The 25,242-nt window shown below is 64.1% G+C and carries 26 protein-coding genes; 22 read left to right on the plus strand and 4 right to left on the minus strand.

The window, feature by feature from the left end; genetic code table 11:
* The first annotated feature begins 454 nt into the window (after positions 1 to 454).
* Positions 455 to 2,377 carry a UvrD-helicase domain-containing protein gene (locus EC839_RS14400; RefSeq protein WP_007162339.1) on the plus strand — a complete coding sequence of 641 codons (1,923 nt, stop codon included), beginning with the start codon at positions 455 to 457 and terminating at the stop codon, positions 2,375 to 2,377.
* An 85-nt stretch (positions 2,378 to 2,462) separates the two neighbouring features.
* On the opposite strand, the gene EC839_RS14405 is transcribed toward EC839_RS14400, so the two are convergent.
* The 4 genes from EC839_RS14405 to EC839_RS14420 all read right to left on the minus strand — a co-directional run bounded on the left by EC839_RS14405 (position 2,463) and on the right by EC839_RS14420 (position 7,003).
* Positions 2,463 to 3,638 (minus strand): L-rhamnonate dehydratase, encoded by a 1,176-nt coding sequence (locus EC839_RS14405; protein ID WP_007162338.1) that lies wholly within the window; start codon positions 3,636 to 3,638, stop codon positions 2,463 to 2,465.
* Between the two features lie 92 nt (positions 3,639 to 3,730).
* Positions 3,731 to 4,744 (minus strand): 4-hydroxythreonine-4-phosphate dehydrogenase PdxA, encoded by a 1,014-nt coding sequence (locus EC839_RS14410; RefSeq protein WP_007162337.1) that lies wholly within the window; start codon positions 4,742 to 4,744, stop codon positions 3,731 to 3,733.
* Positions 4,741 to 5,691, minus strand: coding sequence for an amidohydrolase (locus tag EC839_RS14415; protein WP_007162336.1), 951 nt, complete (start codon positions 5,689 to 5,691; stop codon positions 4,741 to 4,743). The genes EC839_RS14410 and EC839_RS14415 overlap by 4 nt, the downstream gene beginning before the upstream one ends.
* The gene (locus tag EC839_RS14420) at positions 5,684 to 7,003 is read right to left on the minus strand and encodes an MFS transporter (protein WP_007162335.1); all 1,320 of its coding nucleotides are present in this window, start codon (positions 7,001 to 7,003) and stop codon (positions 5,684 to 5,686) included. Before EC839_RS14420 ends, EC839_RS14415 begins: the two co-directional genes overlap by 8 nt.
* Before the next feature lie 292 nt (positions 7,004 to 7,295).
* Between EC839_RS14420 and EC839_RS14425 the strand changes: the two genes are divergently transcribed.
* The 21 genes from EC839_RS14425 to EC839_RS14525 all read left to right on the plus strand — a co-directional run bounded on the left by EC839_RS14425 (position 7,296) and on the right by EC839_RS14525 (position 25,228).
* The gene (locus EC839_RS14425; RefSeq protein ID WP_007162334.1) at positions 7,296 to 8,294 is read left to right on the plus strand and encodes a tripartite tricarboxylate transporter substrate binding protein; all 999 of its coding nucleotides are present in this window, start codon (positions 7,296 to 7,298) and stop codon (positions 8,292 to 8,294) included.
* Positions 8,295 to 8,322: 28 nt separating this feature from the next.
* Positions 8,323 to 8,841, plus strand: coding sequence for a tripartite tricarboxylate transporter TctB family protein (locus tag EC839_RS14430; protein WP_007162333.1), 519 nt, complete (start codon positions 8,323 to 8,325; stop codon positions 8,839 to 8,841).
* The gene (locus tag EC839_RS14435; protein WP_007162332.1) at positions 8,838 to 10,358 is read left to right on the plus strand and encodes a tripartite tricarboxylate transporter permease; all 1,521 of its coding nucleotides are present in this window, start codon (positions 8,838 to 8,840) and stop codon (positions 10,356 to 10,358) included. Before EC839_RS14430 ends, EC839_RS14435 begins: the two co-directional genes overlap by 4 nt.
* 92 nt (positions 10,359 to 10,450) lie before the next feature.
* The gene (locus EC839_RS14440) at positions 10,451 to 11,422 is read left to right on the plus strand and encodes a LysR family transcriptional regulator (protein WP_007162331.1); all 972 of its coding nucleotides are present in this window, start codon (positions 10,451 to 10,453) and stop codon (positions 11,420 to 11,422) included.
* Positions 11,423 to 11,551: 129 nt separating this feature from the next.
* A complete protein-coding gene (locus EC839_RS14445) occupies positions 11,552 to 12,286 on the plus strand; it encodes an SDR family NAD(P)-dependent oxidoreductase (RefSeq protein WP_007162330.1) in 735 nt (244 codons plus the stop codon).
* Between the two features lie 204 nt (positions 12,287 to 12,490).
* The gene (zigA, locus tag EC839_RS14450; RefSeq protein ID WP_039976277.1) at positions 12,491 to 13,720 is read left to right on the plus strand and encodes a zinc metallochaperone GTPase ZigA; all 1,230 of its coding nucleotides are present in this window, start codon (positions 12,491 to 12,493) and stop codon (positions 13,718 to 13,720) included.
* A 14-nt stretch (positions 13,721 to 13,734) separates the two neighbouring features.
* The gene (gene folE2, locus EC839_RS14455) at positions 13,735 to 14,640 is read left to right on the plus strand and encodes a GTP cyclohydrolase FolE2 (RefSeq protein ID WP_007162328.1); all 906 of its coding nucleotides are present in this window, start codon (positions 13,735 to 13,737) and stop codon (positions 14,638 to 14,640) included.
* 112 nt (positions 14,641 to 14,752) lie between these two features.
* Positions 14,753 to 15,016 carry a hypothetical protein gene (locus tag EC839_RS14460; protein WP_007162327.1) on the plus strand — a complete coding sequence of 88 codons (264 nt, stop codon included), beginning with the start codon at positions 14,753 to 14,755 and terminating at the stop codon, positions 15,014 to 15,016.
* 267 nt (positions 15,017 to 15,283) lie between these two features.
* Entirely contained in the window at positions 15,284 to 15,865 is a 582-nt protein-coding gene (locus EC839_RS14465) for a hypothetical protein (protein ID WP_007162326.1), read from the plus strand.
* A 401-nt stretch (positions 15,866 to 16,266) separates the two neighbouring features.
* A complete protein-coding gene (locus EC839_RS14470; protein WP_132832720.1) occupies positions 16,267 to 16,488 on the plus strand; it encodes a hypothetical protein in 222 nt (73 codons plus the stop codon).
* 614 nt (positions 16,489 to 17,102) lie between these two features.
* A complete protein-coding gene (locus EC839_RS14475) occupies positions 17,103 to 18,302 on the plus strand; it encodes a site-specific integrase (RefSeq protein WP_007162325.1) in 1,200 nt (399 codons plus the stop codon).
* Between the two features lie 272 nt (positions 18,303 to 18,574).
* The gene (locus tag EC839_RS24995) at positions 18,575 to 18,763 is read left to right on the plus strand and encodes an AlpA family phage regulatory protein (RefSeq protein WP_080568401.1); all 189 of its coding nucleotides are present in this window, start codon (positions 18,575 to 18,577) and stop codon (positions 18,761 to 18,763) included.
* A gap of 2 nt (positions 18,764 to 18,765) precedes the next feature.
* A complete protein-coding gene (locus EC839_RS14485; protein ID WP_007162324.1) occupies positions 18,766 to 19,077 on the plus strand; it encodes a hypothetical protein in 312 nt (103 codons plus the stop codon).
* Positions 19,074 to 19,349, plus strand: a complete 276-nt coding sequence (locus EC839_RS14490) for a hypothetical protein (RefSeq protein ID WP_007162323.1) — start codon at positions 19,074 to 19,076, stop codon at positions 19,347 to 19,349. Before EC839_RS14485 ends, EC839_RS14490 begins: the two co-directional genes overlap by 4 nt.
* The gene (locus EC839_RS14495; protein ID WP_007162322.1) at positions 19,346 to 21,670 is read left to right on the plus strand and encodes a VapE domain-containing protein; all 2,325 of its coding nucleotides are present in this window, start codon (positions 19,346 to 19,348) and stop codon (positions 21,668 to 21,670) included. Before EC839_RS14490 ends, EC839_RS14495 begins: the two co-directional genes overlap by 4 nt.
* Positions 21,671 to 22,292: 622 nt before the next feature.
* Entirely contained in the window at positions 22,293 to 22,598 is a 306-nt protein-coding gene (locus EC839_RS14500; protein WP_007162321.1) for a hypothetical protein, read from the plus strand.
* 345 nt (positions 22,599 to 22,943) lie between these two features.
* Positions 22,944 to 23,888: a hypothetical protein gene (locus EC839_RS14505; protein ID WP_132832721.1), complete on the plus strand. Its 945-nt coding sequence runs from the start codon at positions 22,944 to 22,946 to the stop codon at positions 23,886 to 23,888.
* A gap of 71 nt (positions 23,889 to 23,959) precedes the next feature.
* A complete protein-coding gene (locus EC839_RS14510; protein ID WP_132832722.1) occupies positions 23,960 to 24,202 on the plus strand; it encodes a hypothetical protein in 243 nt (80 codons plus the stop codon).
* A gap of 7 nt (positions 24,203 to 24,209) precedes the next feature.
* Positions 24,210 to 24,395 carry a hypothetical protein gene (locus tag EC839_RS14515; protein ID WP_132832723.1) on the plus strand — a complete coding sequence of 62 codons (186 nt, stop codon included), beginning with the start codon at positions 24,210 to 24,212 and terminating at the stop codon, positions 24,393 to 24,395.
* Positions 24,396 to 24,434: 39 nt separating this feature from the next.
* Positions 24,435 to 24,725, plus strand: a complete 291-nt coding sequence (locus EC839_RS14520) for a hypothetical protein (RefSeq protein ID WP_007162316.1) — start codon at positions 24,435 to 24,437, stop codon at positions 24,723 to 24,725.
* 50 nt (positions 24,726 to 24,775) lie between these two features.
* Positions 24,776 to 25,228 carry a hypothetical protein gene (locus EC839_RS14525; RefSeq protein ID WP_132832724.1) on the plus strand — a complete coding sequence of 151 codons (453 nt, stop codon included), beginning with the start codon at positions 24,776 to 24,778 and terminating at the stop codon, positions 25,226 to 25,228.
* The last annotated feature ends 14 nt before the right edge of the window (positions 25,229 to 25,242 follow it).

The raw sequence follows: 25,242 nt of genomic DNA on the forward strand, positions 1-25,242 counted from the left end.
ATTCAACTTGTTAAAGAGCAGTTGGTTGCGACCGTGTCGCTAACCGAGGCGCGCATTCTACGCTGTCCTCACATCCTGTCAAGCGTTGATTTGAACTTTTTCGTTTCAACTCAACCACTTGCGCTTGCCTGATCGGTCTAACCAATCTCGGCAGCGGGAGGCGAATCCTACAGCATCCTCAGACGCTGTCAACCCCCTCCACTTCATTTCGTTGCCACCCGAAGGTGAGCCAAATGGCGAAGAATCCGTGGACCCCTCGCCCGACTCAGACCTAAGTGCTTGATTTTCAAGCCGCTTCAGCGTCTGCGCCGGAAGTGGGGCGCATTATAGGGAGTTTTGGGGCAGGTCAACAGGTTATTTCAAGAATCTTTCGGCAGGGATGAAAAAGGCCACCAAAAGGCGAGCTGTCACCTGTGCGAGGTAAGATGCCGGCAGACCATGTTTCGAGGACTGCATGACTTCCATCCTGGCTCGCTATCGACAACAGCTGAGAAACACCCTGGGCGACTGGTTTCCCCGTACGACGCTCTTCCTTAAAGGAGAGCAGGCGCCAAGCGGCCAGAAAAAGGTGCAGCCGACCAAGGCCCGCAAACGGCAGGCCGAGCCCAAAGTCTCGGTCAAGGCAGCGAACAGCGAGCAATCCTTTATACAGGCTACCCCGGCCATCCCCTCCCCCGCCGGCATCTATGGCCCCGCACTCACCATCAAGCGCTCCCAGGAGCAGCGGATGAAGATACGGGTCGAGCAGGCCGTGGCTCAGGGCATCATCCAGCCACCTTCACCTGAGCAGTGGAAGATGATCCTCACGCGGGTTCCAGCTACGCGTATCTTCGCAGGGGCCGGCTCGGGCAAGACCACGACGCTGGTGCTGCGAGTGGTGTTCATGCTTTGCCACCTCGACATCCCGCGCGAGCAGCTGACCGTCATCTCCTTCACCAAGGCGTCCTGCGAAGAGTTGCGCGCCCAGCTCAAGCGCGTCCTGGCCTTCTGGGAGGCCCCGCTGGATGACGAGGCGGCACGCGAACTGGTAAGAACCTTTCACTCGGCCCTGGCACAGTTGGCGCGCACCGAACTGAAGGCAACACAATGGTTCGAGCAGCTGTCCAGCCAATCGAAAGGTGACGACGAACCGGACAACGGCATGCTGGCTGGTGCCAGCCTGAACGAGGCTCAACGGCAGCTCCTGATACAGGCCTACGAGCAATGCTACCGCGAAGACGCCGGCTTTCGGCGTCGGGTCCATCTGTTGCTGGAACTGGCGCCGCCCAATGAGGAGGAGCTACCCGGCGCGCCACCCTTGCAGCCCTTCGTCCTCAATGGCGAACGTCAACCGCAACCGCTGTCCGACCTCTTCTATGGCCAGGCCTCATTCGCCGAGACCCTGGGATTGCGGGTCGGCTCTATAAAGAGCAGTCAGCTGGAGTGCTCGACGCGGGACCGGATCTTCCTGGAGGCCATGCAGCAGTTCTGGCGACACTTCGGCAAGCTGCTGAAGGAACAGCGGCTGATCACCTTCAATACCGCCTTTGCCGTGCTGACGGATCGCCTGGAAAAGAAACCCAGTCGCGCCCTGATTGCCCGTCTGCAGCCCTTCACCCATTTGCTGATCGATGAATTCCAAGACATCTCCCCGCAGATCGCCCTCTGGCTGCAGCAGGTACAGCGCAGGCTTGCGGAGGAGAAAGCTGCGCCTACGTTGATGGCCATCGGTGACGACTGGCAATCCATCTACGGCTGGAGAGGCAGCTCGCCGGAGCTGTTCATTCACTTCGACCGCTGGTTTCCAGGCCAGACGCCCAGCCAGACACTGATGCTGGGGACCAACTACCGTTCTTCACCGGACATCGTGGCGGACGGCGAACGCATCCTGACGCAGGTACGCCACAAGCAGCCCAAGAAGACCCAGGCCTTTCGCGCGGCGGATGACCAGGGTCATGGGGTCAAGGTCGTGCCGCAATTCGATATCGCCCGCCAGTTGGCTGCGTTGCTGAACGAGATCGAGGCGCAACGGACGTATGCCGCGGAACGAGAGCGGCCGGAGCGGTGCGCGGTCATGGTGATGAGTCGCCTGAACGCGCCCTTGAAAGCCATCAACGAGCAGTTGGGACGTCAGCCAGGCGTACGCACCTGCACCATTCACCGAGCCAAGGGCCTGCAGGCCGAGGTGGCGATCGTGCTGGACGATGGCCAGCCCCAGCAGCCCCACCCGTTGCGCAACGCCCTCTATGCGACCAGCGGACATTTCCAGCAAAGCTATGACGACGCCATGGCGGACGAGGCGTTGCGCCTGAGCTATGTGGCGGTGACCCGCGGGGTCAGCCGGGTGCTGTGGTACACCCGGCAGCCACGGGGTGCGGCGGCAATATTGGCGGGTTGAGTCAGGTGGCGTGGCGAGTGCTGTCACCCGCCGCATGAACGCAGGATGGCTGCCGCACAGCACGGGCGGCAGCCAGACCAGACCGCTACTCGATCACATCGAAATCCTTGAGATGCTCTTCGGACAGTTCCAGGCCCAGGCCGGGTTTGTCGTCGTCGAGTTGCAGGTAGCCGCCGACGGGCTGGGGTTCGCCCTTGAAGACGTAGTAGAAGAGTTCGTTGCCTACCTCCACGTCGAATACCGGGAAGAACTCGGCCATGGGCGAGGCGGTGCTGGCCATGGTCAGGTGGTAGTTGTGCATCTGGCCGGCGTGGGGGATGACCGGCACCGACCAGGCTTCGGCCAGGGCGTTGATCTTGCGCGCGGCGGTGATGCCGCCGACGCGGTTGGTGTCGTACTGGATGACGTCCACGGCGCGGCGTTCGAGCAGGTCCTTGAAACCGTAGGAAGTGAATTCGTGCTCGCCGCCGGAGATGGGCATGATGCCCATCTTCTTGAGTTCGACGTAGCCTTCGATGTCATCGGCGATGACCGGCTCCTCAAGCCAGCGCGGTTCGAATTCGGCCAGCTTGGGCAGCATGCGGCGGGCGTATTCCAGGGTCCAGCCCATGTAGCACTCCAGCATGATGTCGACGTCGGGACCGGCCAGCTCGCGCAAGGCGCGCACCTGCTCGATGTTACGGCGCATGCCCGCGGGGCCGTCCTTGGGCCCGTAGCCGAATCTCATCTTGAGGGCATCGAAGCCCTGGTTGAGATAGCCCTGGGCCTCTTCCAGAAACAGATCCAGATTGTAATTGGCGTAGAGCTTGGAGGCGTAGCAGGGGATCTTTTCCTTGGTCCGGCCACCCAGCAACTTGAACACCGGCTTGTCTACCGCCTTGCCCATCAAGTCCCAGAGCGCCAGGTCCACGGCGGAGATGGCGGCCATGCCGATGCCCTTGCGGCCCCAGGCGTGGGTGCGGCGATACATCTTCTGCCAGAGGTATTCGTTGTCGAAAGGATCCTGGCCCAGGACGATGGGGGTCAGGTAGAGGTCGATGATTTCTTTGGCCACCCGCGGCGCCAGGGCGCAGTTGCCAAGGCCGACCAAGCCGCTGTCGGTTTCGATCTCCACCACCAGCCAGCCGTGGAAGCGGAAGGAGCCCATGGCGTCGCCGCGCTCATAGAGGATGTCGGTGGCGTTGGTGCAGAAGTGCGCCTGAGGCGGGACGACCTTGCCCTTCCATTCGAAGACGCGGGTGCGAACGCTGGTAATTTTCATGGTGAGGTTCCTTTTTCGAGCATGAGTAAGGCCGTCCGGCCCCAGGGACCGGTTCGGCGGATTCGGGAGGCGACTGGACGCCGCGGCAGCTATCAGTGGCGGGAAGCGCTCAGGCGGCAGGCGATCTCGAAGGCCTGACGGGTCGCACCGACATTGGCGCGGCCCTGACCGGCGATGTCGAAGGCGGTGCCGTGGGCGGGCGTGGCGATGGGAATGGGCAAGCCGCCCTGCACCGTGACCCCACGGGAGAAGCCCATCAGCTTGATCGCGATCTGGCCCTGGTCGTGGTACATGGTCACCACGGCGTCGAAGGCGCGGGCGTCCCCCTGGACCTTGAGAAAGATGGTGTCCGCGGGATAGGGGCCGTCGGCGGCGATGCCCAGCGCCCTGGCGCGCTCGACGGCCGGGCCGATGAGGTCGATCTCCTCGCGGCCGAAGCTGCCGTTGTCGCCATTGTGCGGATTGAGGCCGCAGACACCGATGCGCGGTCGCGCCAGGCCGCTGCGCTTGAGTTCGTTGTCGATCAGCTGGATGGCTTCGATCACCCGCTCCTGGCTGAGCAAGCCAGGGACATCCTTCAGGGCGACGTGGGAGGTCACCCGAGAGGTCCAGAGATCGTCGAGCACATTGAATTCGCAAAATGGCCCCTGGTAGCCGAGGTGCTCGGCGAACCAGTGCAATTCGTCGTTGTGGCCCATGCCTGCCAGGTGCAGGGAGGTCTTGTTCAGCGGACCGAAGAGGATGGCGTCAGTGTGACCCGCCTGAGTCAGGTCGAGGGCGACGGCCAGGGTGTCCAGGCTGTAGCGGCCGCCGGCGACACTGGCTTCGCTGCAGGGAAAGGCGCCCTCGGCAGCGCCCCGGTAGGGATACAGCAAGGGTACGTCGTCCTGGAAATCGAGGGCATCCAGGCTATCGATGGGGCGGTAAGGATATTCGCAATCGGCGATGCGCATGCCGGCGCGGGCCTCCTCCTCGTCGGCGATCAGCACCAGGCGGGCGCGGCTGCGCACCTCGGGATCGGCCAGCAGGCGGGCGATCAGCTCGGGGCCGATGCCGGCCGGATCACCCAGCACCAGGGCCAGGCGGGGAAGCGTGGAATTGCTCATGCGGAAGTCCTCAGGTAGGTGTCCAGGCGAAAGACGTCGGCCACCGGGCGATACAGACGCTGGGCGGTGTCGTGGAAGAGTTGGCGCTGGGCCGTGATGGGCAGGTCGGCCACCAGATGCTTGAAGCCGCCGATGATGGTGTCGTAGCTGCCGCACAGACGATCGACGGGAAAGTTGCTGGCGAACATGGCGCGTTCCGCGCCGAAGACGGCGATGGCCTCGTGCACGATCCAGGCGTTGTCTTCGGCGCGCCACGGCTGGCCGGCGCGGCCCAGGCCGGAGATCTTCAGCGCCACGTTGGGCCATTCGGCGAGGCGGGCCAGGGCCGCGCGCCAGTTGGCCAGACCTTCGGCGCTGCGGTCGGACGGCAGCCCCGTGTGGTTGAGGATCAGCTGGGTGGCCGGGAAGTCCCGCGCCAGGCGACAGGCTTCGTCGAGATTCCACCAGGGCGTCTGCAGGTCGAAGTGCAGGCCGTGGCGCTGCAGTTCGGCGTAGCCCTGGCGCCAGCGCTCGTCGCTCATCAGGGTGCGCTGGCTGCCCACCTCTTCCGAGCGCGCCGGGCCACCGGGCTTGTGTCTGACGCTGCGCACCCGTTCGAAGGAGGCCTGGGCGGCGAGCAGCTCGGCGGCGTCTGCCGCATCCAGCCAGGCCTGGGCGACCACCGCATGGGGCGCGCCATGGCGGCGTGCCAGGTCATGGACGTAGCGGGTCTCGCCCAGGGGATCACGCGGATCCCACTCGGTCTCGACATAGACCGTCTGGACCACCTGGTGACCGGCCGCGTCGGCCAGGTAGTGCTCGGGCAGATAGTCACCCTTGATGGCGTTGTAGTCGCCATAGCGGAAGGGGATGGTTTCCGTGCTGGACAGCCAGGGGTGGAAGTTGCGCCGGGGCTCCCAGAAGTGATGATGGGCATCGACGATGGGGCCGTCATAGAGCTCAGCCATGCTGCACCTCCCGCTGGTCCAGGACGATCAACAGGGTGCCGAGGATGAACAGGCCCGAGCAGAGAGCGAAGAAGCCCAGCACCGCGGGATAGCCACCCAGGTGCTGCAGCAGCAGGCCGACCAGGATGGGTACGGCGATGCCGCCGAGGCTGCCGGCCAGGTTCATCACCCCACCGATAAGGCCGACGCGTGCCGGCACCGCCAGCAGCGCCGGGAAGCTCCAGTAGAGGCTGCCCCACATGAGGAAGAAGGCGGTGAGCGACAGCAGCGCCACGGCGGCATAGGGATCGGTCAGCCGCGGCAGCAGCAGGAAGGCCGCCAGCGCCACCAGGCCGGAGCAGGACAGCAGTCCCTTGGCGGCGAGGCCACGACGCACGCCCTTGCGCACCAGCAGGTCGCAGAGGAAGCCACCGACCAGGGAGCCGGCCGCCCCGCAGAGGAAGATGACGAAGGTAGCGGCGCCGATGCCCTTGATGTCGAAGCCGCGGGCCTGGGCCAGGTAGCTGGGCCCCCAGGTCAGCAGGCCGAAGAAGACCATGGCCCAGCTGGCGCGACCGATGAGGATGCCGGCCAGGGAGCGACGGGCGATGCCCAGGCCTCGAGCGCCGGCCTTGGCCGCCTGGGCCACCGAGGTGGTGCGACCTTCGTTGATGCGCGCCAGCTCGGCGGCATTGACCCCGGGGTGGGCGGCTGGGTCGTCCCGGAGATAGCGCCAGGCGAGCCAGGCCATGGCCAGGGTGGCGATACCGGCGATGAAGAAGGCGGTGCGCCAGGAACCGAAGACGGCGATCAGGTAGGCGATGAGCAGTCCGCCCAGGGCCACGCCCAGCGGTCCGCCGCAATCCATCAGCACCGCGCCACGGCCGCGCTCGCTGGAAGCCAGCCAGAGGGAATTGAGCTTGCCACCGGCCGGGAACAGCGGCGCCTCGGCGGCGCCCAGGGCGACTCGGGCGAAGATCAGTGACAGCCCGCCGGTGGCGAAGGCGGCGAGGGTCTGGAAGACGCCCCAGAGGCCAGTGGACCAGCCGATGACGCGGCGCGGGCCGTAGCGGTCGATCAGCCAGCCGCCGGGAATCTGCAGGAGCGCATAGGCCCAGAAGAAGCTGCTGAGAATCAGCCCCTGGGTGGCCGGCGTCAGCTGGAATTCGCGGGCGATGGTAGGCATGGCGATGGACAGCGACACGCGATCCACCAGGTTGATGACCGTAAGACCGAAGATGATGGCGAAGATGCGCCAGCGGACGCGGGAAGCCTGGAGCGCCGTGGGCACGGCGGCTTCGCCGAGGCGTGAGGAACGGGACGTCGAGAGCATGGCATGGACCCCTGGGATTCTTGTTATGGGTGTTCAGCTGCCGGCTGGCGAGGTCGACTATCAGCCGAGGGGCGATAACCGTCTAATCAAATCTGCGCATAGGTGTATAGCCGCAGGATATAGGTCGTTTTTCGCTCGTCACTACAGCCCTTTTGCCGTGCGGAGTCAGATTAAGAGCAGCGCCAGGCATAACCCCAGGCTATAGGTGCATGCCTTCTTTTGACTGGTCAGGATCGCCGGGTGCTGCGCACACTCGGCCCACCCAAAACAACGACAAGAAAGAGGTAGTCCCATGCGCAGCACTTCCCTGCTCGCCGCCCTCCCCCTGTGCCTGGCCGCTGTGGTGGCTCCCGTCGCCCAGGCTGCCTGGCAACCCGAGGGCAAGGTGGAGATCGTGGTCGCCGGTGGTCCCGGTGGCGGCACCGACCAGCTCGGCCGACTGATCCAGTCGATCATCACGCAGCACAGGCTGCTCGACGCCAGCACCGTGGTGATGAACAAGGGTGGCGGCAACGGCGCCGAGGCTTTCCTGGAGATGAAGATGGCCAAGGGCGAGGCGGACAAGCTGGTCATCGCCACCAACAACGTCTATCTGCTGCCGCTGACCGCCAAGCTCGGCTACCAGCTCGCCGACCTCACCCCGGTGGCGGCCATCGCCGAGGATGACTTCATCCTCTGGAGCTACGCCGACGCGCCCTGGAAGGACGCCCGGGGCTACCTCGACGCCATCAAGCAGGATCCGGCCGGCAAGCGCATGGGTGGCAGCCAGTCCAAGGACGTCGACCAGACCCTGACCCTGCTGCTCAATCGCACCGAGGGCACCAAGCTCACCTACATTCCCTTCAAGAGTGGCAGCGAGGCGGCGACCCAGCTGGCCGGCAAGCACATCACTTCCAACGTCAACAACCCCAGCGAGAGCCTGAGCCAGTGGCGCGGCGGCCAGGTGGTGCCGCTGTGCGTGTTCAGCCAGGCGCGCATGACCTATACCGCCAAGGTCACCGAGACCCAGGCCTGGTCCGACGTGCCCACCTGCAAGGAGCAGGGTCTGGGCATCGACCAGTACCGTTTCCCGCGCACTGTGCTCTTGCCGGGCGGGGTCAGCGAGGAACAACGGGCCTTCTATATGGAACTGCTGCGCAAGGTCAGCCAGACGCCGGAGTTCAAGGCCTACATCGAGCGCAATGCGCTGGTGCCCACCTTCCTCGAAGGCCAGGCGCTGCAGGACTACATCGCCCAGGACACCGCCCGGGTCACCCCGGTGTTCGAGGACGCGGGCTGGCTCAAGCGCTGATCGGCGCACCGACACAGGAGAGACGGCGATGGCCGGAGATTCTCTGATCACCACCCGCTGGGTGGAACTGGGGTTGGCGGCCTTTACCGCTGGCCTTGGCGGCATCGTGATGGTGGGCAGCCTTGAACAGGGTATCGGCTGGGGCGATGCCGGCCCCGAGCCGGGCTACTTCCCCTTCTACATCGGCCTGCTGCTGACCCTGGCCAGCCTGGCCACGGCGCTGCAGACGCTGTGGCGCTGGCAGTCGCTGCGCTCGGGCTTCGTCGAACGCGCCGCCTTCGGCCAGGTGCTGCGGGTATTCCTGCCGATGCTGGCCTTCGTCGTCGCCCTGCCCCTGCTGGGCCTCTATCTGACGGCCTTCCTGTTCATCGCCTGGTTCATGGCACGGGATCGCCAGCGGCAAAGACGCTACGGCGCCTGGCAGATCCTCGCCACCGCCGGCGGCGTGAGCCTGGCCAGCTATCTGATCTTCGCCCTCTGGTTCAAGGTGCCGCTGGATGCCGGGCCCTTGGCCGACCTCACCCGCCTGCTGAGGAGCCTGTCATGAGCGAATTCGACTCCCTGATGCACGGGATGGGGCTGATCCTGTCCTTCCACCACCTCGCCCTGATGGTGATCGGCGTGCTGCTCGGCATCCTGGTCGGGGTGCTGCCCGGCCTGGGCGCCCCCAATGGCGTCGCCCTGCTGCTGCCGCTGACCTTCACCATGAGCCCGACCTCGGCCATCATCCTGCTCTCCTGCATGTACTGGGGTGCGCTGTTCGGTGGCTCCATCACCTCGATCCTGTTCAACATCCCCGGCGAACCCTCGTCGGTGGCCACCACTTTCGACGGCTATCCGCTGGCGCGCCAGGGTCGTGCCGGCGAAGCCCTGACCGCGGCCTTCACCTCGGCGCTGCTGGGCGCCCTGGTCGGGGTGCTGCTGCTGACCTTCCTCTCCAGCCGCATCGCCGCCTTCGCCATGGAATTCAGCTCCCCGGAGTTCTTCGCCGTCTACCTGCTGGCCTTCTGCACCTTCATCGGCATGAGCAAGAATCCACCGCTGAAAACGGTGGCGGCCATGATGATCGGCTTCGCCATGGCGGCGGTGGGCATGGATACGGTGTCCGGCAATCTGCGCCTGACCTTCGACCAGCCGGCACTGCTGTCGGGCATCAGCTTCGAGGTGGCGGTGATCGGCCTGTTCGGCATCGGCGAGATCCTCTGCACCGTGGAGGAAGGCCTGGTCTTTCGTGGCGAGCAGGCGCGCATCACCCTGCGCACCGTGCTCGGCACCTGGAAACAGTTGCCACGCTACTGGCTGACCTGGCTGCGCAGCGCCCTGGTCGGTTGCTGGATGGGCGTGACGCCCGGTGGCCCTACCGCCGCCTCCTTCATGAGCTACAGCCTGGCGCGGCGCTTTTCAAAGAACCGCGAGGGCTTCGGCAAGGGCGAACTGGAAGGGGTGATCGCGCCGGAGACCGCCGACCACAGCGCCGGCACCAGTGCCCTGCTGCCGATGCTGACCCTGGGTATTCCCGGCTCCGCCACCGCCGCGGTAATGCTCGGTGGCCTGATGATCTGGGGCCTGCATCCGGGGCCGACCCTGTTCGCCGAACAGCACGACTTCGTCTGGAGTCTGATCGCCAGCATGTACCTGGGCAACGTGGTCAGCCTGATCGTGGTGCTGGCGACGGTGCCGCTGTTCGCCGCCATCCTGCGCATCCCGTTCTGCATCATCGCGCCGATCATCTTTACCGTCTGCGTGATCGGCGCCTACTCGGTGCACAACAGCCTGTTCGACGTCTGGCTGATGCTCGGTTTCGGCATCCTCGGCTATGCCTTCAAGAAGCTCGGCTATCCCATCGCCCCCTTGGTGCTGGCGGCTGTGCTGGGCGACAAGGCCGAAGACGCCTTTCGCCAATCGATGCTGTTCTCCGATGGCCAGCTGGGCATCTTCTGGTCCAACCCGCTGGTGGGCAGTTTGACCACCGCGGCGTTGCTGATGCTCTGCTGGCCGTTGCTCGCGCGGGGCTTGCAGGCGCTGCGCCTGGGCCAGCCGCGGGCCAAGGTACGGCCGTCGTGAACGCCCCGGCCTGGCGCGGACGCACCCCACCGACGCCAGGCCCGGGCTCATGCGCTACCCTAGCCGGCTCCCCTGCCCCAAGGTCCGCCAGCATGACGCGCATTCCCGATGCCCACACCATCCACAGCCGTCTGCGCCTGCGCCAGTTGCGGCTGGTGCTGGCACTGGCGGAATTCGGCTCGCTGCGCCGCGCCGCCGACGACATCGGCATGACCCAGCCGGCCGCCACCAAGATGCTGCACGAGATCGAGAGTCTGCTGGGCGTGGGGCTGTTCGAGCGGCTGCCGCGCGGCATGCGCGCCACGGCCTTTGGCGACACGGTGATCTACTACGCGCGGATGGTGTTCGCCGAACTCTCGGGCATGCGCGAGGAGCTGGTCGCGCTGGAATCGGGCAATCTGGGCCGGGTTGCGGTGGGCGCCATCCCGGCGCTGGCCTCGGGTCTGCTGACCCGCACCATCGCCACCCTAAAGCAGAGCCATCCGCGGCTGTCCATGTCCATCCAGGTGGATACCAGCGACGTGCTGGTCCAGGCGCTGCTGCAGGACCAGCTCGACGTGGTCCTGGGCCGCATTCCTACCGGGGCCCGCGCAGAAGAGTTGCTGTTCGACAGCCTCGGCGAAGAGGTGCTCTGCGTGATCGCCGGCGCCCAGAATCCCCTTGCCCAGGCCACTCACCTCACCTGGGGCGAATTGCAGGAGCACACCTGGGTGCTGCAACAGCACCCCAGCCCGATGAGGGCCATCATCAACCAGGCCTTCCACGATGCCCGGGTCGACATCCCCGGCAGCATCGTCGAAACCACCTCCATCATGACCCTGCTGGCGCTGCTGCAGCAGACCGACATGCTCGGCGTGACGCCGCTGTCGGTGGTCAACGACTATCCCGGCCGGCACCTGCTGGCGGTGCTGCCCATCGCCTTCGAACCACGACTGCCGCCCTATGGACTGATCCGTCGCCGCCACCGGGTGCAGTCCTCGGCCATGCAGACCTTCATGGCGGCGGTGCGCAGTGAGCATGGGCGGCTAAGGCACGATGAGGGCTCTGCGGCCAATTCCGGCTGACCGGCAAAGACCATCGATTGCCCCACCCAAACGGCTTGGGCATAGTGAACCGGCCTGCCAGACGCCGGAGTCACCCACCATGCCCGTCCTGTCGCCCCTCGTCCGCCCCGCTGCCTGCCGGGGTCGCCCATGACCCAGCGCACCATGCTGCTCACCGGCGCCAGTCGCGGAATCGGTCACGCCACGGTCAAGCTGTTCCGCAGCCTGGGCTGGCGTCTGCTCACCGTCTCCCGCCAGCCGTTCTCCGAAGAATGCGCCTGGCCGGAAGCCCGCGACGCGCACATCCAGGCCGATCTCGCCGACCTCACCCAGATCGATCGCCTGGTCGCCACGGTCCGCGAGCGCCTGCCCAGCGGCAAGCTGGATGCCCTGGTCAACAATGCCGGCATCTCGCCCAAGGGGCCGGATGGCGGTCGCCTCGGGGTAGCCGCGTCGGATGCCGAGACCTGGACCCACGTCCTCAACGTCAATCTGGTTTCCACCGCCCTGCTGGCCCGCGCCCTGCTGCCGGAGCTTGAAGCCGCTCGAGGCAGCATCGTCAACGTCACCTCCATCGCCGGTTCGCGAGTGCATCCCTTCGCCGGAGTGGCTTATGCCGCCTCCAAGGCAGGCCTGGCCGCGCTGACCCGGGAACTGGCCCATGAATTCGGTCCCCGTGGCATCCGCGCCAACGCCATAGCACCGGGCGAGATCGCCACTTCCATCCTCTCGCCCGGTACCGATGGCCTGGTGGAAGCCGAGGTCCCGCTCAAGCGCCTGGGTACCCCCGACGAAGTGGCCGAGACCATCTACTTCCTCTGCAGCGAACGCTCCTGCTACATCAACGGTGCCGAGATCCATATCAACGGCGGTCAGCACGTCTAGTTGGCGCCTGTGACCGAGGGCAGTCCGCCTGGATCAATGGCGGGCGGCTCGAGTCACCCACCCGGTTAGCTGAAGAAGACGTTGTGCAGGGAACAGGTCCGTCCTTAACCTGCAATTAATGTTATGTTATAACGTGTTATAGAATTCTGGAGCATCCTCTACAGGGACGCGCCCGCCCTACTACCTACCCTAGCCGTGATAACCATGACGATCCTAGCCAGCCTCCCCAGCCAGAAACTCCCTGTCACCGTGCTGTCCGGCTTTCTCGGCGCCGGCAAGACCACCCTGCTCAACCATATTCTCAACAACCGCGAAGGCCGGCGGGTGGCGGTCATCGTCAACGACATGTCCGAGGTCAACATCGACGCCGCCCTGGTCCGCGACGGCGGCGCCGAGCTGTCGCGCACCGAGGAAAAGCTGGTGGAGATGAGCAACGGCTGCATCTGCTGCACCCTGCGCGAAGACCTGCTGCTGGAAGTCGAACGCCTCGCCCGCGATGGCCGCTTCGATCAGCTGGTCATCGAATCCACCGGGATCTCCGAGCCCCTGCCCGTGGCCGAAACCTTCACCTTCGCCGGCGAAGACGGGCGCTGCCTGGGCGACGTCGCCCAGCTCGACACCCTGGTCACCGTGGTGGATGCCTTCAACTTCCTACGCGACTACGCCTCCAGCGATCTGCTGGAATCCCGCGGCGAATCCCTCGGCGAGGAAGACGAACGCACCGTGGTCGACCTGCTGATCGAGCAGATCGAATTCTGCGACGTCCTGGTGGTGAACAAGCTAGACCTCATCGAACCGGCGGAACGCGATCGGCTGCTGGCCATCCTGCGCAGCCTCAACCCCAGTGCGCGGCTGGAACTGGCGAGCTTTGGCGCCGTACCGCTGGAGCGGGTGCTGCAGACCGGACTCTTCGATTTTGATAAAGCCGCCCAGGCGCCGGGCTGGCTGCAGGAGCTGCGCGGCGAACATACCCCCGAGACCGAGGAATACGGCATCTCGAGCTTTGTCTATCACGCCCGCCACCCCTTCCATCCCGAGCGCTTCTTCGCCCTGGTCGAGGGGGAATGGCCTGGCGTGATCCGCTCCAAGGGCTACTTCTGGCTGGCCAGCCATCCCGCCCATGCCGGCACCTGGTCCCAGGCCGGCGCCGTGGCCCGCCATGGCGTGGCCGGGCGCTGGTGGGCCGCGGTACCGCCCGAGCAGTGGCCGGAGGATGAAGAAACCGTCGCCCTCATCAAGGAAAAATGGCACGAGGGCGTCGGCGATGCTCGCCAGGAACTGGTACTCATCGGCATGGACATGGACGAAGCCGCCCTGCGCGCCCGCCTGGATGCCTGCCTGCTGACCGACAGCGAGCTCGCTGCCGGCCCCGCGGCCTGGACGCGCCTGCACAACCCCTTCAGCGACTGGCCCCAGGCCACCGATCCGCACTGAAGCGAGCCCTGCCCATGAACGCCATCCTGCCCGATGTCTCCCTCAGCGAGACAGCCACCCTGCCCGCCGCCCTCGACTGGGTCGGCATGCAGGGTATCGACCTGCCGATCCGCCTCGGCCACGGCGATCTCGGCGGCCTGCTGCCCGCCAGGGCCGACGTCCAGGTCGACCTGCCCGCGGCCACCGCCAAGGGCATCCATATGTCCCGGCTCTATCAACTGCTCGATTGCTTGGGCAGCGAGGCCCTCCTGACGCCCGAGCGCCTGCGTCTGCTGCTGAGTGACATGGTCGCCAGCCACCGCAGCTGCGACTCCCGCGCCGCCCGCCTGCGGCTGGATTTCGCCCTGCTGATCCGCCGCCCCGCCCTGATGACCCCCGAATTGAGCGGCTGGAAACGCTATCCCATGCGCCTGGAAGCCAGTTGGGTGGCTGGGGTATTCCAGCTCAGCGCGCGCGTCGAGATCCTCTACTCTTCCACCTGCCCCTGCTCCGCCGCCCTGTCCCGGCAACTCATCGAACGGGCCTTTCTCGCGGAGCACGGGTCCGCCACGCAACTCGATCCAGCCGCCGTCGCCCACTGGCTGAGACGTCACGCCTCCCTGGCCACCCCGCACAGCCAACGCAGCCTGGCCGAGGTGCGGATCAGCCTACCGGCCGGGGCAACCGACTTCGGCCTACTCCCCCTGATCGACCGGTGCGAACAGGCCCTGGGCACGCCGGTGCAAACGGCCGTGAAGCGCGCCGACGAACAGGCCTTCGCCGCGCTCAATGGCAGCAATCTGATGTTCGTCGAGGACGCGGCGCGCCGCCTGCTGATGGCCCTGCGCAACAGCTACCAGGACGTATGCATCCACGTGCGCCATCTGGAGAGTCTGCATCCGCACGATGCGTCCGCGTGGGCGTCCAGCTCGCCCACTTGACCAGGGCGCTTCTGCAGCCTTCCTTTCAAAACGGTGCTTTAGCGCTTTACTGCAAACGAAGCGGTCGCCTCAGGCGACCTCTCCCGCTGTCTCTACTCAGGAGCGCTTCTCGATGAAATCACGCCCTACCGCAGCCACCCTGACCGTTTTGCTGAGTGTCCTCGGCACATGTGTCGCGCTGGCCGAAAGCCCGGTGGAAAAGAGCATCCGCCAGGACGGCCGGGATGTGAGCAAGGACGCCCGCCACGACCGCAAGGAAGTCGACAAGGGTGCGGCCCATGCCGCCGACGAAGCCGACCGCACCGATACCCACCTGGACAAGGAACGCCACCGCGAAGACAAGAAGGTGGACAAGGAATACAAGAAGACGCTGTAGCCCGCCCGGGTCGGGGCAGAGCCCGGGGACTGTCTTATCCTTGAGCGCTGTGCCTTCCCTTGAGGCTGCGTGAGTCCCCGCCACTGAAAGGCACATAATCCCCTGGCCTGCCTACCCCACTGATAAGTGTGCCAGGCGCATCCACCCGGCTACGGAGCCCGGCAATCGACTCGTGGCCATCCAGATATTTAGTGACATGCATCACATTATTTTGGCATGACGGACCTGATGGCTTAGACTGCGCGCCTCTCGAAAAAGGAGTTTCGCATGAAGCCGTCCCATCTCTTGTTCATCACCTTCGCTGCGCTGCAACTGGCCGGTTGCGCCATCGGCCAGAAGATCGACTACCGCCAGACCGCCCCGCAACTCACCGTCACGGCGAACAAGCCGGTCGCCGTCGCGGTACTCGATGAGCGCCCCTATGTGGTCGCCCAGAACAAGGACGCCACCTACGTCGGCAACATCCGCGGTCTCTACTACAACCCCTGGAGCGTCCGCACCTACAGCGGCAGCCCCCTCTCCGCCGACCTGCAGAATGCCGTGCAAAAGGCCCTCGCCCGCGCCGCCATCACCGCCATGCCCAGCCAGGCCAGCGACCGCGCGCCCCAGGGCCAGAAGCTGCTGGTGCTGAAACTGCGGGAATGGAAATCCGACGCCTACATGCGCGTCCGCTTCGACTATGACGTCATCACCCAGGTCCTCGACGACCAGGGCAAGCTGCTCGCCAGCGACGAGATCAAAGGCAGCGGCCCGACCAACAACGTCATCCTTTCGGGCACCCAGGTCCTGACCAACGCCATCGACGCACCGGCCATCGCTGCCGCCCTGGCCAAGGGCAACACGCCCTGACTGGGACGCTGCTCCTCGGTCTGGAAAAAGCCCGCTTCGCGCGGGCTTTTTCATGTCCAGATACTGGAACTGGATCCGCAGCGGAGCGTATCGCACCGCCATCGATACGAACGCCGGGGCGCACGAGGGGTTTCAGCCGAGTTGCAGTCATCGGCGGCGGTGGCATGTGGGAGCAGGAAGACCAGAGTACAAAGTCGTCAGACAGGATAGCGGGCGAAACCGGTATTCAACTGAGCTGAGCGCAACGCTCAGCTGTGGATCGCGGTATCGCGCTGAATAGCGACGCCTTACCGCGGTGACGGGAGCCAGGGTTGATCGTGAAAACCTGATGCCTCCGCACTTCTGCCGCCTGCGGTTGTCAGACCACCTCATTCGACGTGGACCCGGGCTAGGCAAGCAACATGAATGCGCCTGTGAAAGAACAGAAGGTAATCAATGCGATTGCCATAGGAACCTGCGTAGCAGCAATGGTCTTGCTGTTGAGCTTCGCTGAAGCCACAATCGCGGCCAATAGCTGGGTGCCGCAGCCCAGTACCGAAACTGAAAAGGATATTTCAGTTGCGCTATCAATTGACAAGGACAGTGACGCTCTTCGAGTCGAGGCCCCACGGCCGGCTAAATAGCGTCCCGCTTAAATCTGCACTCATTCGTCCACGATCGCTGGCCAGCGATCAGGGCCTACTGGCGCTCACCCTGGGTGCCATGTGTATCGGGTTGGCAACTATCTTCGTGGTGGCCATGGTGGCCTGCTGACGATGGCGCGTGACGAGGGTCGTCAGCTTCAGCGGATGACCGATAGTTTGACGATGCTTGGCACGTCCTGACTCAGGCCGTTCTGCCTGCTCATCTCAAAAGGCAGTTCCCCACGATCGCACTCAGCTCAGCCCTGGCTCTCGTTCGGGGGCCAGGGTTGCCGCGATGCTCACCCTCATCAAGTCGAGGGCTATAGAAGGTCAGGCATCGGCGCTGTTCCGAAAGAACTTCGGAACTGCTCTTTTTTCTCGCCCGAGTGCTCTTGAAATTCGACCCTGCAGACAGCAAAAAGCCCCGTAAGAACGGGGCTTCGCAGATGGCGGAAGCGCAGGCAGTCCATATTACGTTTCATAGCGCCTCTTAGCCATGCAGCAAGACCCCCACAAGCCAGCCCCGGTGCGGCCTACAGCCCGACGCGATGTAGCGCAATGTTGCACAAGCGTTTACCCTGTAGCCCATCAGATTGGTAGGTTAAGTGGTGGGTATGGCAGAGGAAATCGTTTCGGCGCTGAAGCTGGAAAAGCTGGTTAAAGCGGCCAAGGCAGCCGGTAAAGGCGCAAGCGTTCGCGTAGCCAACGGGCTGTATGTTTCCGTGAGCAAGTCCGGCGCCGCATCATGGATCTACCGCTATCAAGTCAACGGCCGCCGCCGCGAAATGGGCCTGGGCAGTTACAGCCTGTTCAGCTTGGCAGAAGCCAAGGAAATGCGACTGAAGCAAGCCAAGCTAGTGGCCCAGGGCAAAGACGCCATCGCCGAGCGCGACACGGCAGCCGCCGCCCAGCGCGCCATACCCACATTCCAGGAAGCGGCAGAGGACTACATTAAGGTCAATGCGCCTGGGTGGAAGAATGCCAAGCACCTTCAGCAGTGGGAAAACACCCTGGCGACCTACGCCTATCCCGTTATCGGCGCCATGCCGGTGGACCAGGTGCGGGCCGATCAGGTGGCTAAGCTTCTGGCCACTATCTGGACCGAGAAGCGCGAGACCGCCAGCAGGCTGCGGGGCCGAATCGAGTCAGTCCTGGAGCGCGCTAGATCGCTCGACCAGCGCAGCGGCGACAATCCAGCAAGCAAAGGCCGCATGGAGGCTGCCTTAGGCGCCCAGGGCAGCCGTCGCCGCGCCATCGTCCACCGCCCCGCCCTGCCCTGGGAGCAAGTCCCGGAATTCGTGGCCGAACTGAGCGGCGTTCACGGCCTGTCGGCGCGTGCGCTTGAACTCACGATCCTAACCGCCTGCCGCACTGGCGAAGTCCTGGGCGCCCGCTGGGATGAAATGGACCTGGACGCCGGCTTATGGGTGATACCAGCGGAGCGCATGAAGATGCAGCGCGAGCACCGCGTGCCACTGTCGGCGCAGGCGGTTGCACTGGTGCGTCAACTCCCCCGACTGAAGGGGAGCGCCCATCTGTTCCCCGGACGTGGCGGCAGGGGTCACCTATCGGGCATGGCGATGCTTATGCAGCTGCGCCGCCTGGACCGCACCGACATAACTACGCATGGTTTCCGTTCCAGCTTCCGCGACTGGTCCAGCGAGGCGACGCACTTCCCGAATGCCGTCTGTGAGGCTGCCCTGGCGCACCAGGTTAAGAACGCTGTAGAGGCGGCCTATCGCCGTGGCGACCTGCTGGCTAAGCGGCGGGAGCTAATGCAGGAATGGGCGGATTACTGCACGGGGAGTGGCTGACCATCTCGACCGACTCCAGGATGTAAACAAAATCAACTACCGGTCGTCGGATACAGTAAGGCAATAATACTTCCCGCTTGCGATAGAAAATGAATATGAAAGAATAGAAACGAAACAACCCCGCCTAGTTAAAGGCAGGGTTGTAAGGGGCAAGCAGCGCGCCAACGCCGCTAGCCAAATCGCAATGCCGGGAAGGGCATACCTCTAGTTACGCAGTGAGTATGCCACAAAGTTTACGGATGTAAACACCCGGCCTATATGAGCCGACAAACGTGCAAAACAAACTCCTTACCGCAAATCAAGTAATCGCCCTCCTGGGCATCGCCCGTTGCACCCTCTGGCGCTGGGTCAGAGATGAGCGCTTCCCCGCTCCCTTGAACCTCGGCCCTCGCCGCATTGCCTGGCGCGAAGCTGAAGTAAACGCCTGGATTGACGCGCTCTCTGTTCGCGGGGAGGCGTAAACATGGCCACCTTCCTATCCCCCGAGTTCCAGTCGAACTGGTACGCCCTGGTGGGCGAAGTCTGCGAGCCCACCACTCAGTCTGTGGCAGATACTGATTACGCTCGCGCCCACGCCCTTTACCGCATGGTGAACACGCTGCTGCGCCGTCACGGCATAAAGAGCGGCGATTGCCGGCGCGTACTCGCCAAGGTTCTGGAGCTGCCCGAGCTGGCGCCGGACCACCTGCCGTGGAGCTTCACCGCCACCGACCTGCGCGCCGTCGTGGGGCGCGTCGTGCAAGAGATTCTGGATAAGGCAGAGGTTTACGCATGAAGCGTCTACTCCAACGCCGCATCCGGGCCTATTCTGACCTGGTTATCGCTCCGCGCCCTGCGCGTTTTTCCTCTATCGGCCAGCTGAACAGCATCCGTCACTATCACCTCCAGGGCGTCATCCAGCTGGCTGGCGATATGAGCGCCGCCGAAAAGCTCGCCCTATATGAGCGCCTGGGCTGCATGGCTGACCAGGCCCCCAGCTGGGCGCCCTGCCCCCTTACCGCAATGGACGCCTATCGCTACGCCGTGGACGTTGGGGTGGCAGCATGAAGGCCCCCTCAAGATTCGCCGTGTGGGTTTCTGAGCGCTACCCCTCGCCGCTGGATGCCCTGACCGCGTACTTTGAAGACGCCCAGGCCGCTGCTGCCAGTGTAGGCGCCCTGCTGGAGTCCATGCCCGCCCTGGATGGCGCGTGGCACAAGCTGCCGAACCTGGCAGGCCGCAATGAGCAGGACCGCAGCTATAAGGGCGAGCTGGTGACCGACAGGGACGGCACGGTCTGGCCGTCTGTAACGTTCACTGCCCTGGGTCGGGAGGGTATTTACTGGAAGCCCCGCGACCTGGCTTTTCAGGAGTGGCGTTCTACTGGGGGGCAGTCGTCGGCCGATGACAACGGCGCGCGCATGGCCGAGTACCGCCGCAAGGCTGCGGAACTGCAAGCCCAGGCCGAGGCCGACAAAGCCGCCGCCGAGGACCAGAAGCGCGAAGCCCAGGAGGCCGCAGCAATGGCCGCCACTGAGGCGTGGGAAGCCGCCACCCCGTGCGCCGGGCATGCCTATCTAACCCGCAAGGGAGTGCAAGCGCATGGCCTGCGCGTGGTCAGCGCCGATCATCGTGCCCGCCTCTGGTCCGACAAGCTGGGCAAATGGCTCCCTCGCGCCATTGTGGCCCGCCGTGGCGAGCTGCTAGTGCCCATGGTAGACGCTTCCGGTCGTATCTGGAACGTCCAGCGCATCGACGTCGAGGGCGGCAAGCAATTTGTCATGGGTGGCAGGAAACGCGGCACGTTCCACCGCATCGCCGGCACCGGCCCCGCATGGGCAGCCGAGGGCTATGCCACCGCAGCAACTGTTCACGCTGCTACCGGTTGCCCGGTGGTCGTGGCATTCGACGCGGGCAACCTGGCCGCTGTGGCTGCCGAGCTGCCCGAGCTTCAAAGGGTCGCCGCCGACAACGATGAGAATGCGGCCGGCCTGAAAGGCGCCGAGGCTGCCGGACTGCCCTACGCTATGCCGTCAGTAGTTGGCCAGGACTGGAATGACGCTGCCGCCGCACTGGGCCTGGAATCGGTAGCGCAATTGCTGACGCAGCCCGTCAAGCCGGCTGAGCCCGCCGCGAATGGCACGTTAGCGCCGGATGATGGCCAATTCAATGCCGTAGATGTGCACAGCATGACCCCTGTCCAGTTTATGAGCTGGCCGAACACCAGCGACAAGGGAATGCCGCTCAATACGCGCCCTAACCTGGAGCACCTGCTAGAGAACTACGGCATTACCGTGCGCTATGACGTGGTTCGCAAGGACCTGGTTATTCGCCTGCCTGGGCAGCGTGGCACGCTCGACAACATGCGAGAGACCGCAATAACCGAGGTTTCTAGCCTGTGCGCGCTCAATCGCATGCCTAAGTCCGATGTTCCGGCCTACCTGCTGAGCATTGGCGACCTTTCGCCAGTTAATCCGGTTATGGACTTCATCACCTCTAAGCCCTGGGACGGTCGCAGCCGCGTCGCTGACCTGCTGCAAACCATTTCCACGCAACCCGGCTTTGATCGTGAGTGGATGGCGCTACTAGTGCGCCGCTGGCTGATTTCCGCCGTTGCCGCAGCTGCAAAGCCGCACGGGTTCGTATCCAAGGGCGTGCTGGTCTTCCAGGGGCCGCAATCGAGCGGCAAAACCTCCTGGTTTCGGTCTCTGCTGCCCGAACAAATGCGCGATCTACTGAAGGTGGACGCCCATATCGACCCGGACAACAAAGACACCGTGATTTCGGCCGTGTCTCACTGGCTCTGTGAGCTAGGCGAGCTGGACGGCACGCTGCGCAAGGCCGACATTGCCAGGCTGAAGGGTTTCCTGTCCCAAGACGTTGACCAGTTCCGCCGCCCCTATGCGCGGGCTGAAGGCAAGTATCAGCGCCGCACCGTTTTCTTCGCCAGCGTGAACCCTGAGCAGTTTCTGGCCGACGACACCGGTAACGTTCGCTGGTGGACTGTGCCGGTTACCTCTCTGGATTACGGCCACAACATCGACACCCAGCAACTTTGGGCTGAAGTCTTTACCTGGTTTCAGGCTGGCGAACGCTGGTGGCTGGACGCGGACGAAGAGGCGCGACTGAGCAGGGCCAATGCCGCGCATGAGTCTGCCGACCCTGTGGGCGAGCTAATCCAGTCCCGCTATGGAATGGCGCCAGCAGGTGCCGCCACGCGCTCTATTACGGCCACCGAAGTCCTTCTGGAAATCGGCTATGACCGACCGACCAGGGCCCAGCTTAACGCCGCCGGCTCGGTATTACGGGCGCTATTTGGCGAGGCTAAACGCACCAAGGCCGGACGCCTGTTTGATGTGCCCAACCAGTCGGCGGGGCGGCCGTTCTAGCATCCCTGCAACTACAAAGCCCTGGCATCTGCTGGGGCTTTTTTGTGGCCGTTGCTTTTCAGGGCGGTGGTGGGCGTGCCAGTGAAGGGCGTCGCCTCTGGAGCACTGAGCCATTGCAAGCCGCTGCGAGGCGCTGAGCTAGGTGGTATGCGTGCCAGGCGGTGCGCGCTGAAGGTCATCCCACCGTGGCGTCCTGGTACGAATGGCCGTAGACAGGGTGACCAAGCATAGTTGGTCACCACTTGGTCACCGAGTTGGTCACCTGGATGAAAGTACCGCCCTAGAGCGGTTAAATGGCAAAAGGTGACCAAGTGACCAACTATTTATAGAAAAGAAAATAAGAACCTATAACCGACGAACGGCAATAGGTCCTCCTACTCTTAGGAAAAGTTGGTCACCTTGGTCACCCCATGCGCGATTTCTGGCATCTAACCGCTCTAGGACGAGGTTATTAGCGGGTGACCAACCTTGGTAACCTTGGTCACCCTTGGTCACCCTTGGTCACCCGTAAAAGTCGGCCACCATTTCTCGTGGATTCGCGGGATAATGCAGCCCACCCAGCCCCTGGCAAGCAAGCTGGCGAAGGAACGCACACGACCGATACCCTGGAGATTTACGCAACATGCTATTCAAGACCCTGCCCGCCCTTTCGTTTGCCGCCATGGCCGTGTTTAGCGACCAGGCGAGTGCCCACAGCATTGAGTGGTGCCGTGGCTATTCATCAATGGTCGTGGAGGGCTTCAAGTATCGGCAGAAGGGCATGGAGTGGGCATACGCTGCGAAGGCCGCAGGGACGGTTGAGCCTGAAGCTATGCGCGGCATTGCACTGCTGGCAGCGGCCAGAGCCTACATTGTGCCCATGGACACCGATACGTCGGACTTGGCGATTACGACTTTCAACCGCTGCCGAGCGGACAAGCTGGACTGAGTAGCACCACCAGCACCACCAAGGCCCAGCCATCGCGCTGGGCTTTTTTGTGGGCGAGTGACGATCGCCGAGGTGGGACGGATACCCCCACCCCCTCCCCCTTCGCGGGTCCTTCCTCGGCCCCAGGGCCTTGCGGGGTCAGATACCTCGCGGTGATGCATGCCTGCATGAATCTCAAAAACCACTACCAAATTTCCAACGAGCAGGATAATCAGCCGCAAGAACATCAAATAGCAGGTTTTTATCCCGGAAAAAACCCAAGAGGACCGGCAGCCGGACCCAGAGGAAAATTTCACCAACGCCGGAAAATCCGGCATTGCCAGAAAATCCTCAGGACCACCAATAATGCCCAACCCTATCCAGAACATCCTCGAACAAGCACGCCAGGCGGTAGCATTTCGCCATCATATAGACGAGCGCGGCGACATCCGCCATATCACCACTAAGCCGGCAGCCGCAGGCGGCCCGCTGTCCATTCGCGAAGTTGAGCTGGTGCGCGCTACTGGCGCCGGTCGCGGCCATCGCGTATCTGACCCGCTCCAGGTCAAGGCCGGCCATGTTCTGACGCTAGATACCGCCATCATTGAGGCCAGCTGTGTGGCCCAGGCTGGTGCGACCGTATTCGTGCGTCCCACCGCAACCGAGGCCGTCAGTAGCGGCGTGACTGAACAGGGCCAGGTCCCGGTAATCGGTATCTACGAACGCCCGGCCAGCTATACCGTAACCAACCCGGCGCCCTTCGCAGTCGTGCCCGATCGTGAAGACGTTGCAGACACCGCCCTGCCCCTGGAGCGCGCACAGCTCGACCTGGACAAATTCCCCACCGTGGGCGTCCGTTTCGTCCTGCCCCGCTCCGAACAGAAAGCTTTCGGCGATGGCGTCCTGTCCGATGCCGCCCTGGTAAGCATTGCCCTTGGCCTTGCCAATGCCGCAGACGCTTGCCTGCTGTCGGCTCTGGCGGCTGCCAATCTGCAAGGCTTCACCCTAGCCGCAGCCGCCGCCAAGGGCCTGCGCTTCAACGAGCTACGGGCCATCGCGGGCACTGCTGCCGCTGGTGCGCAAGTCGGTGCTGATGGCGTCCTGCGCGTCGCTGGCGTCCAGGCTGAGCTGTCCCCAGCCGTCGCCGCATCCATCGTCGGCAGCTTCCATCGTGCCGCCGTTGCCATCAGCGACGACCTGTCCGTGATCGCAGAGCGCCGCGACACCCAAGGGAATCTGGTGGTTACCTGCTGGGCGAACCTGGCCGCCCTGACCCCTGACCTATCGGCATTCTGGAAGGTGACCCCGTGAGGGGCACCACCGCCGAGACAGGCACAGCGCTGCCTGTGGACGTACTCGCAGCCATAGAGGCCGCCCACGTCATGGTTAGAAGCGCTGGTGATGAAGACGACGGGGCGCGGGTAGTGGTGCGACTGCCTGGCCAGGGCAGCTGGATTCACGACAACCATGAGACCCGCGAGCGCCTAGCAAATGGTTTTCCAGAGCTGAGCGAGGGCCAGCTGGAGCGCGCGTATCGCTTCCTGGTGAGCCGTGTCGCCAAGACCCTGCGCGAAGTAAACAGCGCCGCCGCGCCCCGCCGCACCTCCTGGGTTCACAACTGGTAATCCCCGAATGAGCAAGCAAAAGCCGCAACTCCAAAAAGTTACCGCAATGATCGACGAAGACCTGGCCGCCTCCCTGCGTGCCGAGGCCGAAACCATCGAACGCCAGTATGGCGTCCGGGTAAGCATGGCAAAGGTCGTGGAGGCCGCCATCAAGCGCGGCATGACCACCGCGCCTCAGGCCGCCCACGCATAACGCCACCGCTGGCACGCTACCAAAGAGACCGCACGACAAATGACCACCACCCGCACGAACATTGAAATCTTGGACGCCCTGTCCGCCGAAGGCATCAGCCTGCCAGGGCTGGCTATCAGCATCCTGGAGCGCCTGGAGAGAGAGGACGCAGAGCGGCGCGCGTTCCAGGAAAGCAAACAACGCCAGGGCCACCGACCAGGAGTCGTTCTAAGCCCTGGCACCCGCCAGCGGCAGAAAGCGAAAGCCAGCAAGCCGCACCCGCGTTCGGGCAAAGAACTACGCCGCCAGGCGGCGCGCCGGGGCACGCTGTCTCTCGGGTCGTCGCTGTGAGAGCATCCACAGAGCTTGACCTTAAGGCTCTGGACGTCACCGACGCCCAATTGGCCGCCCTGTTAAGCATGTCGGCCCGCCGCGTCCGGCAATTGGCCGAGGAGGGCACCCTGGTGCGCACGGCGCCTGGCAGATTCAACCTGGCTGCAGCGGTCCGCGCCATGATCGAGCAGGCCAGCGGCACTGGTTCCGAGTTCCAGCGCCAGCGCACCAGAAAGATGACTGCCGACGCCAGCACCGCCGAGCTGGAGCTGGCCAGGGCACGCGCCGAGGTGGCGCCCATCTCGGAGATGGAGAACCTCTGGAATATGCGCTGTGGCCTCATCAAAACCAACATGATGAACATCCCCCGCCGTGCCGCGCTCCAGCTCCTGGGCTGTACAAATGAGACCGAATTCAAGTCCAAGCTGCGCGAGGAAATCGTGCTCGCCCTACAGGCAGCGGCAGAGAACAGCCTAGATGCTGATGAACCAGAAGAAACCGAGACCGAACAAGATGCCTAAGCCATTCAGCAACA

It is taken from the genome of Pseudomonas sp. JUb52, from assembly GCF_004341115.1.
GTDB lineage: Bacteria > Pseudomonadota > Gammaproteobacteria > Pseudomonadales > Pseudomonadaceae > Chryseomonas > Chryseomonas oryzihabitans.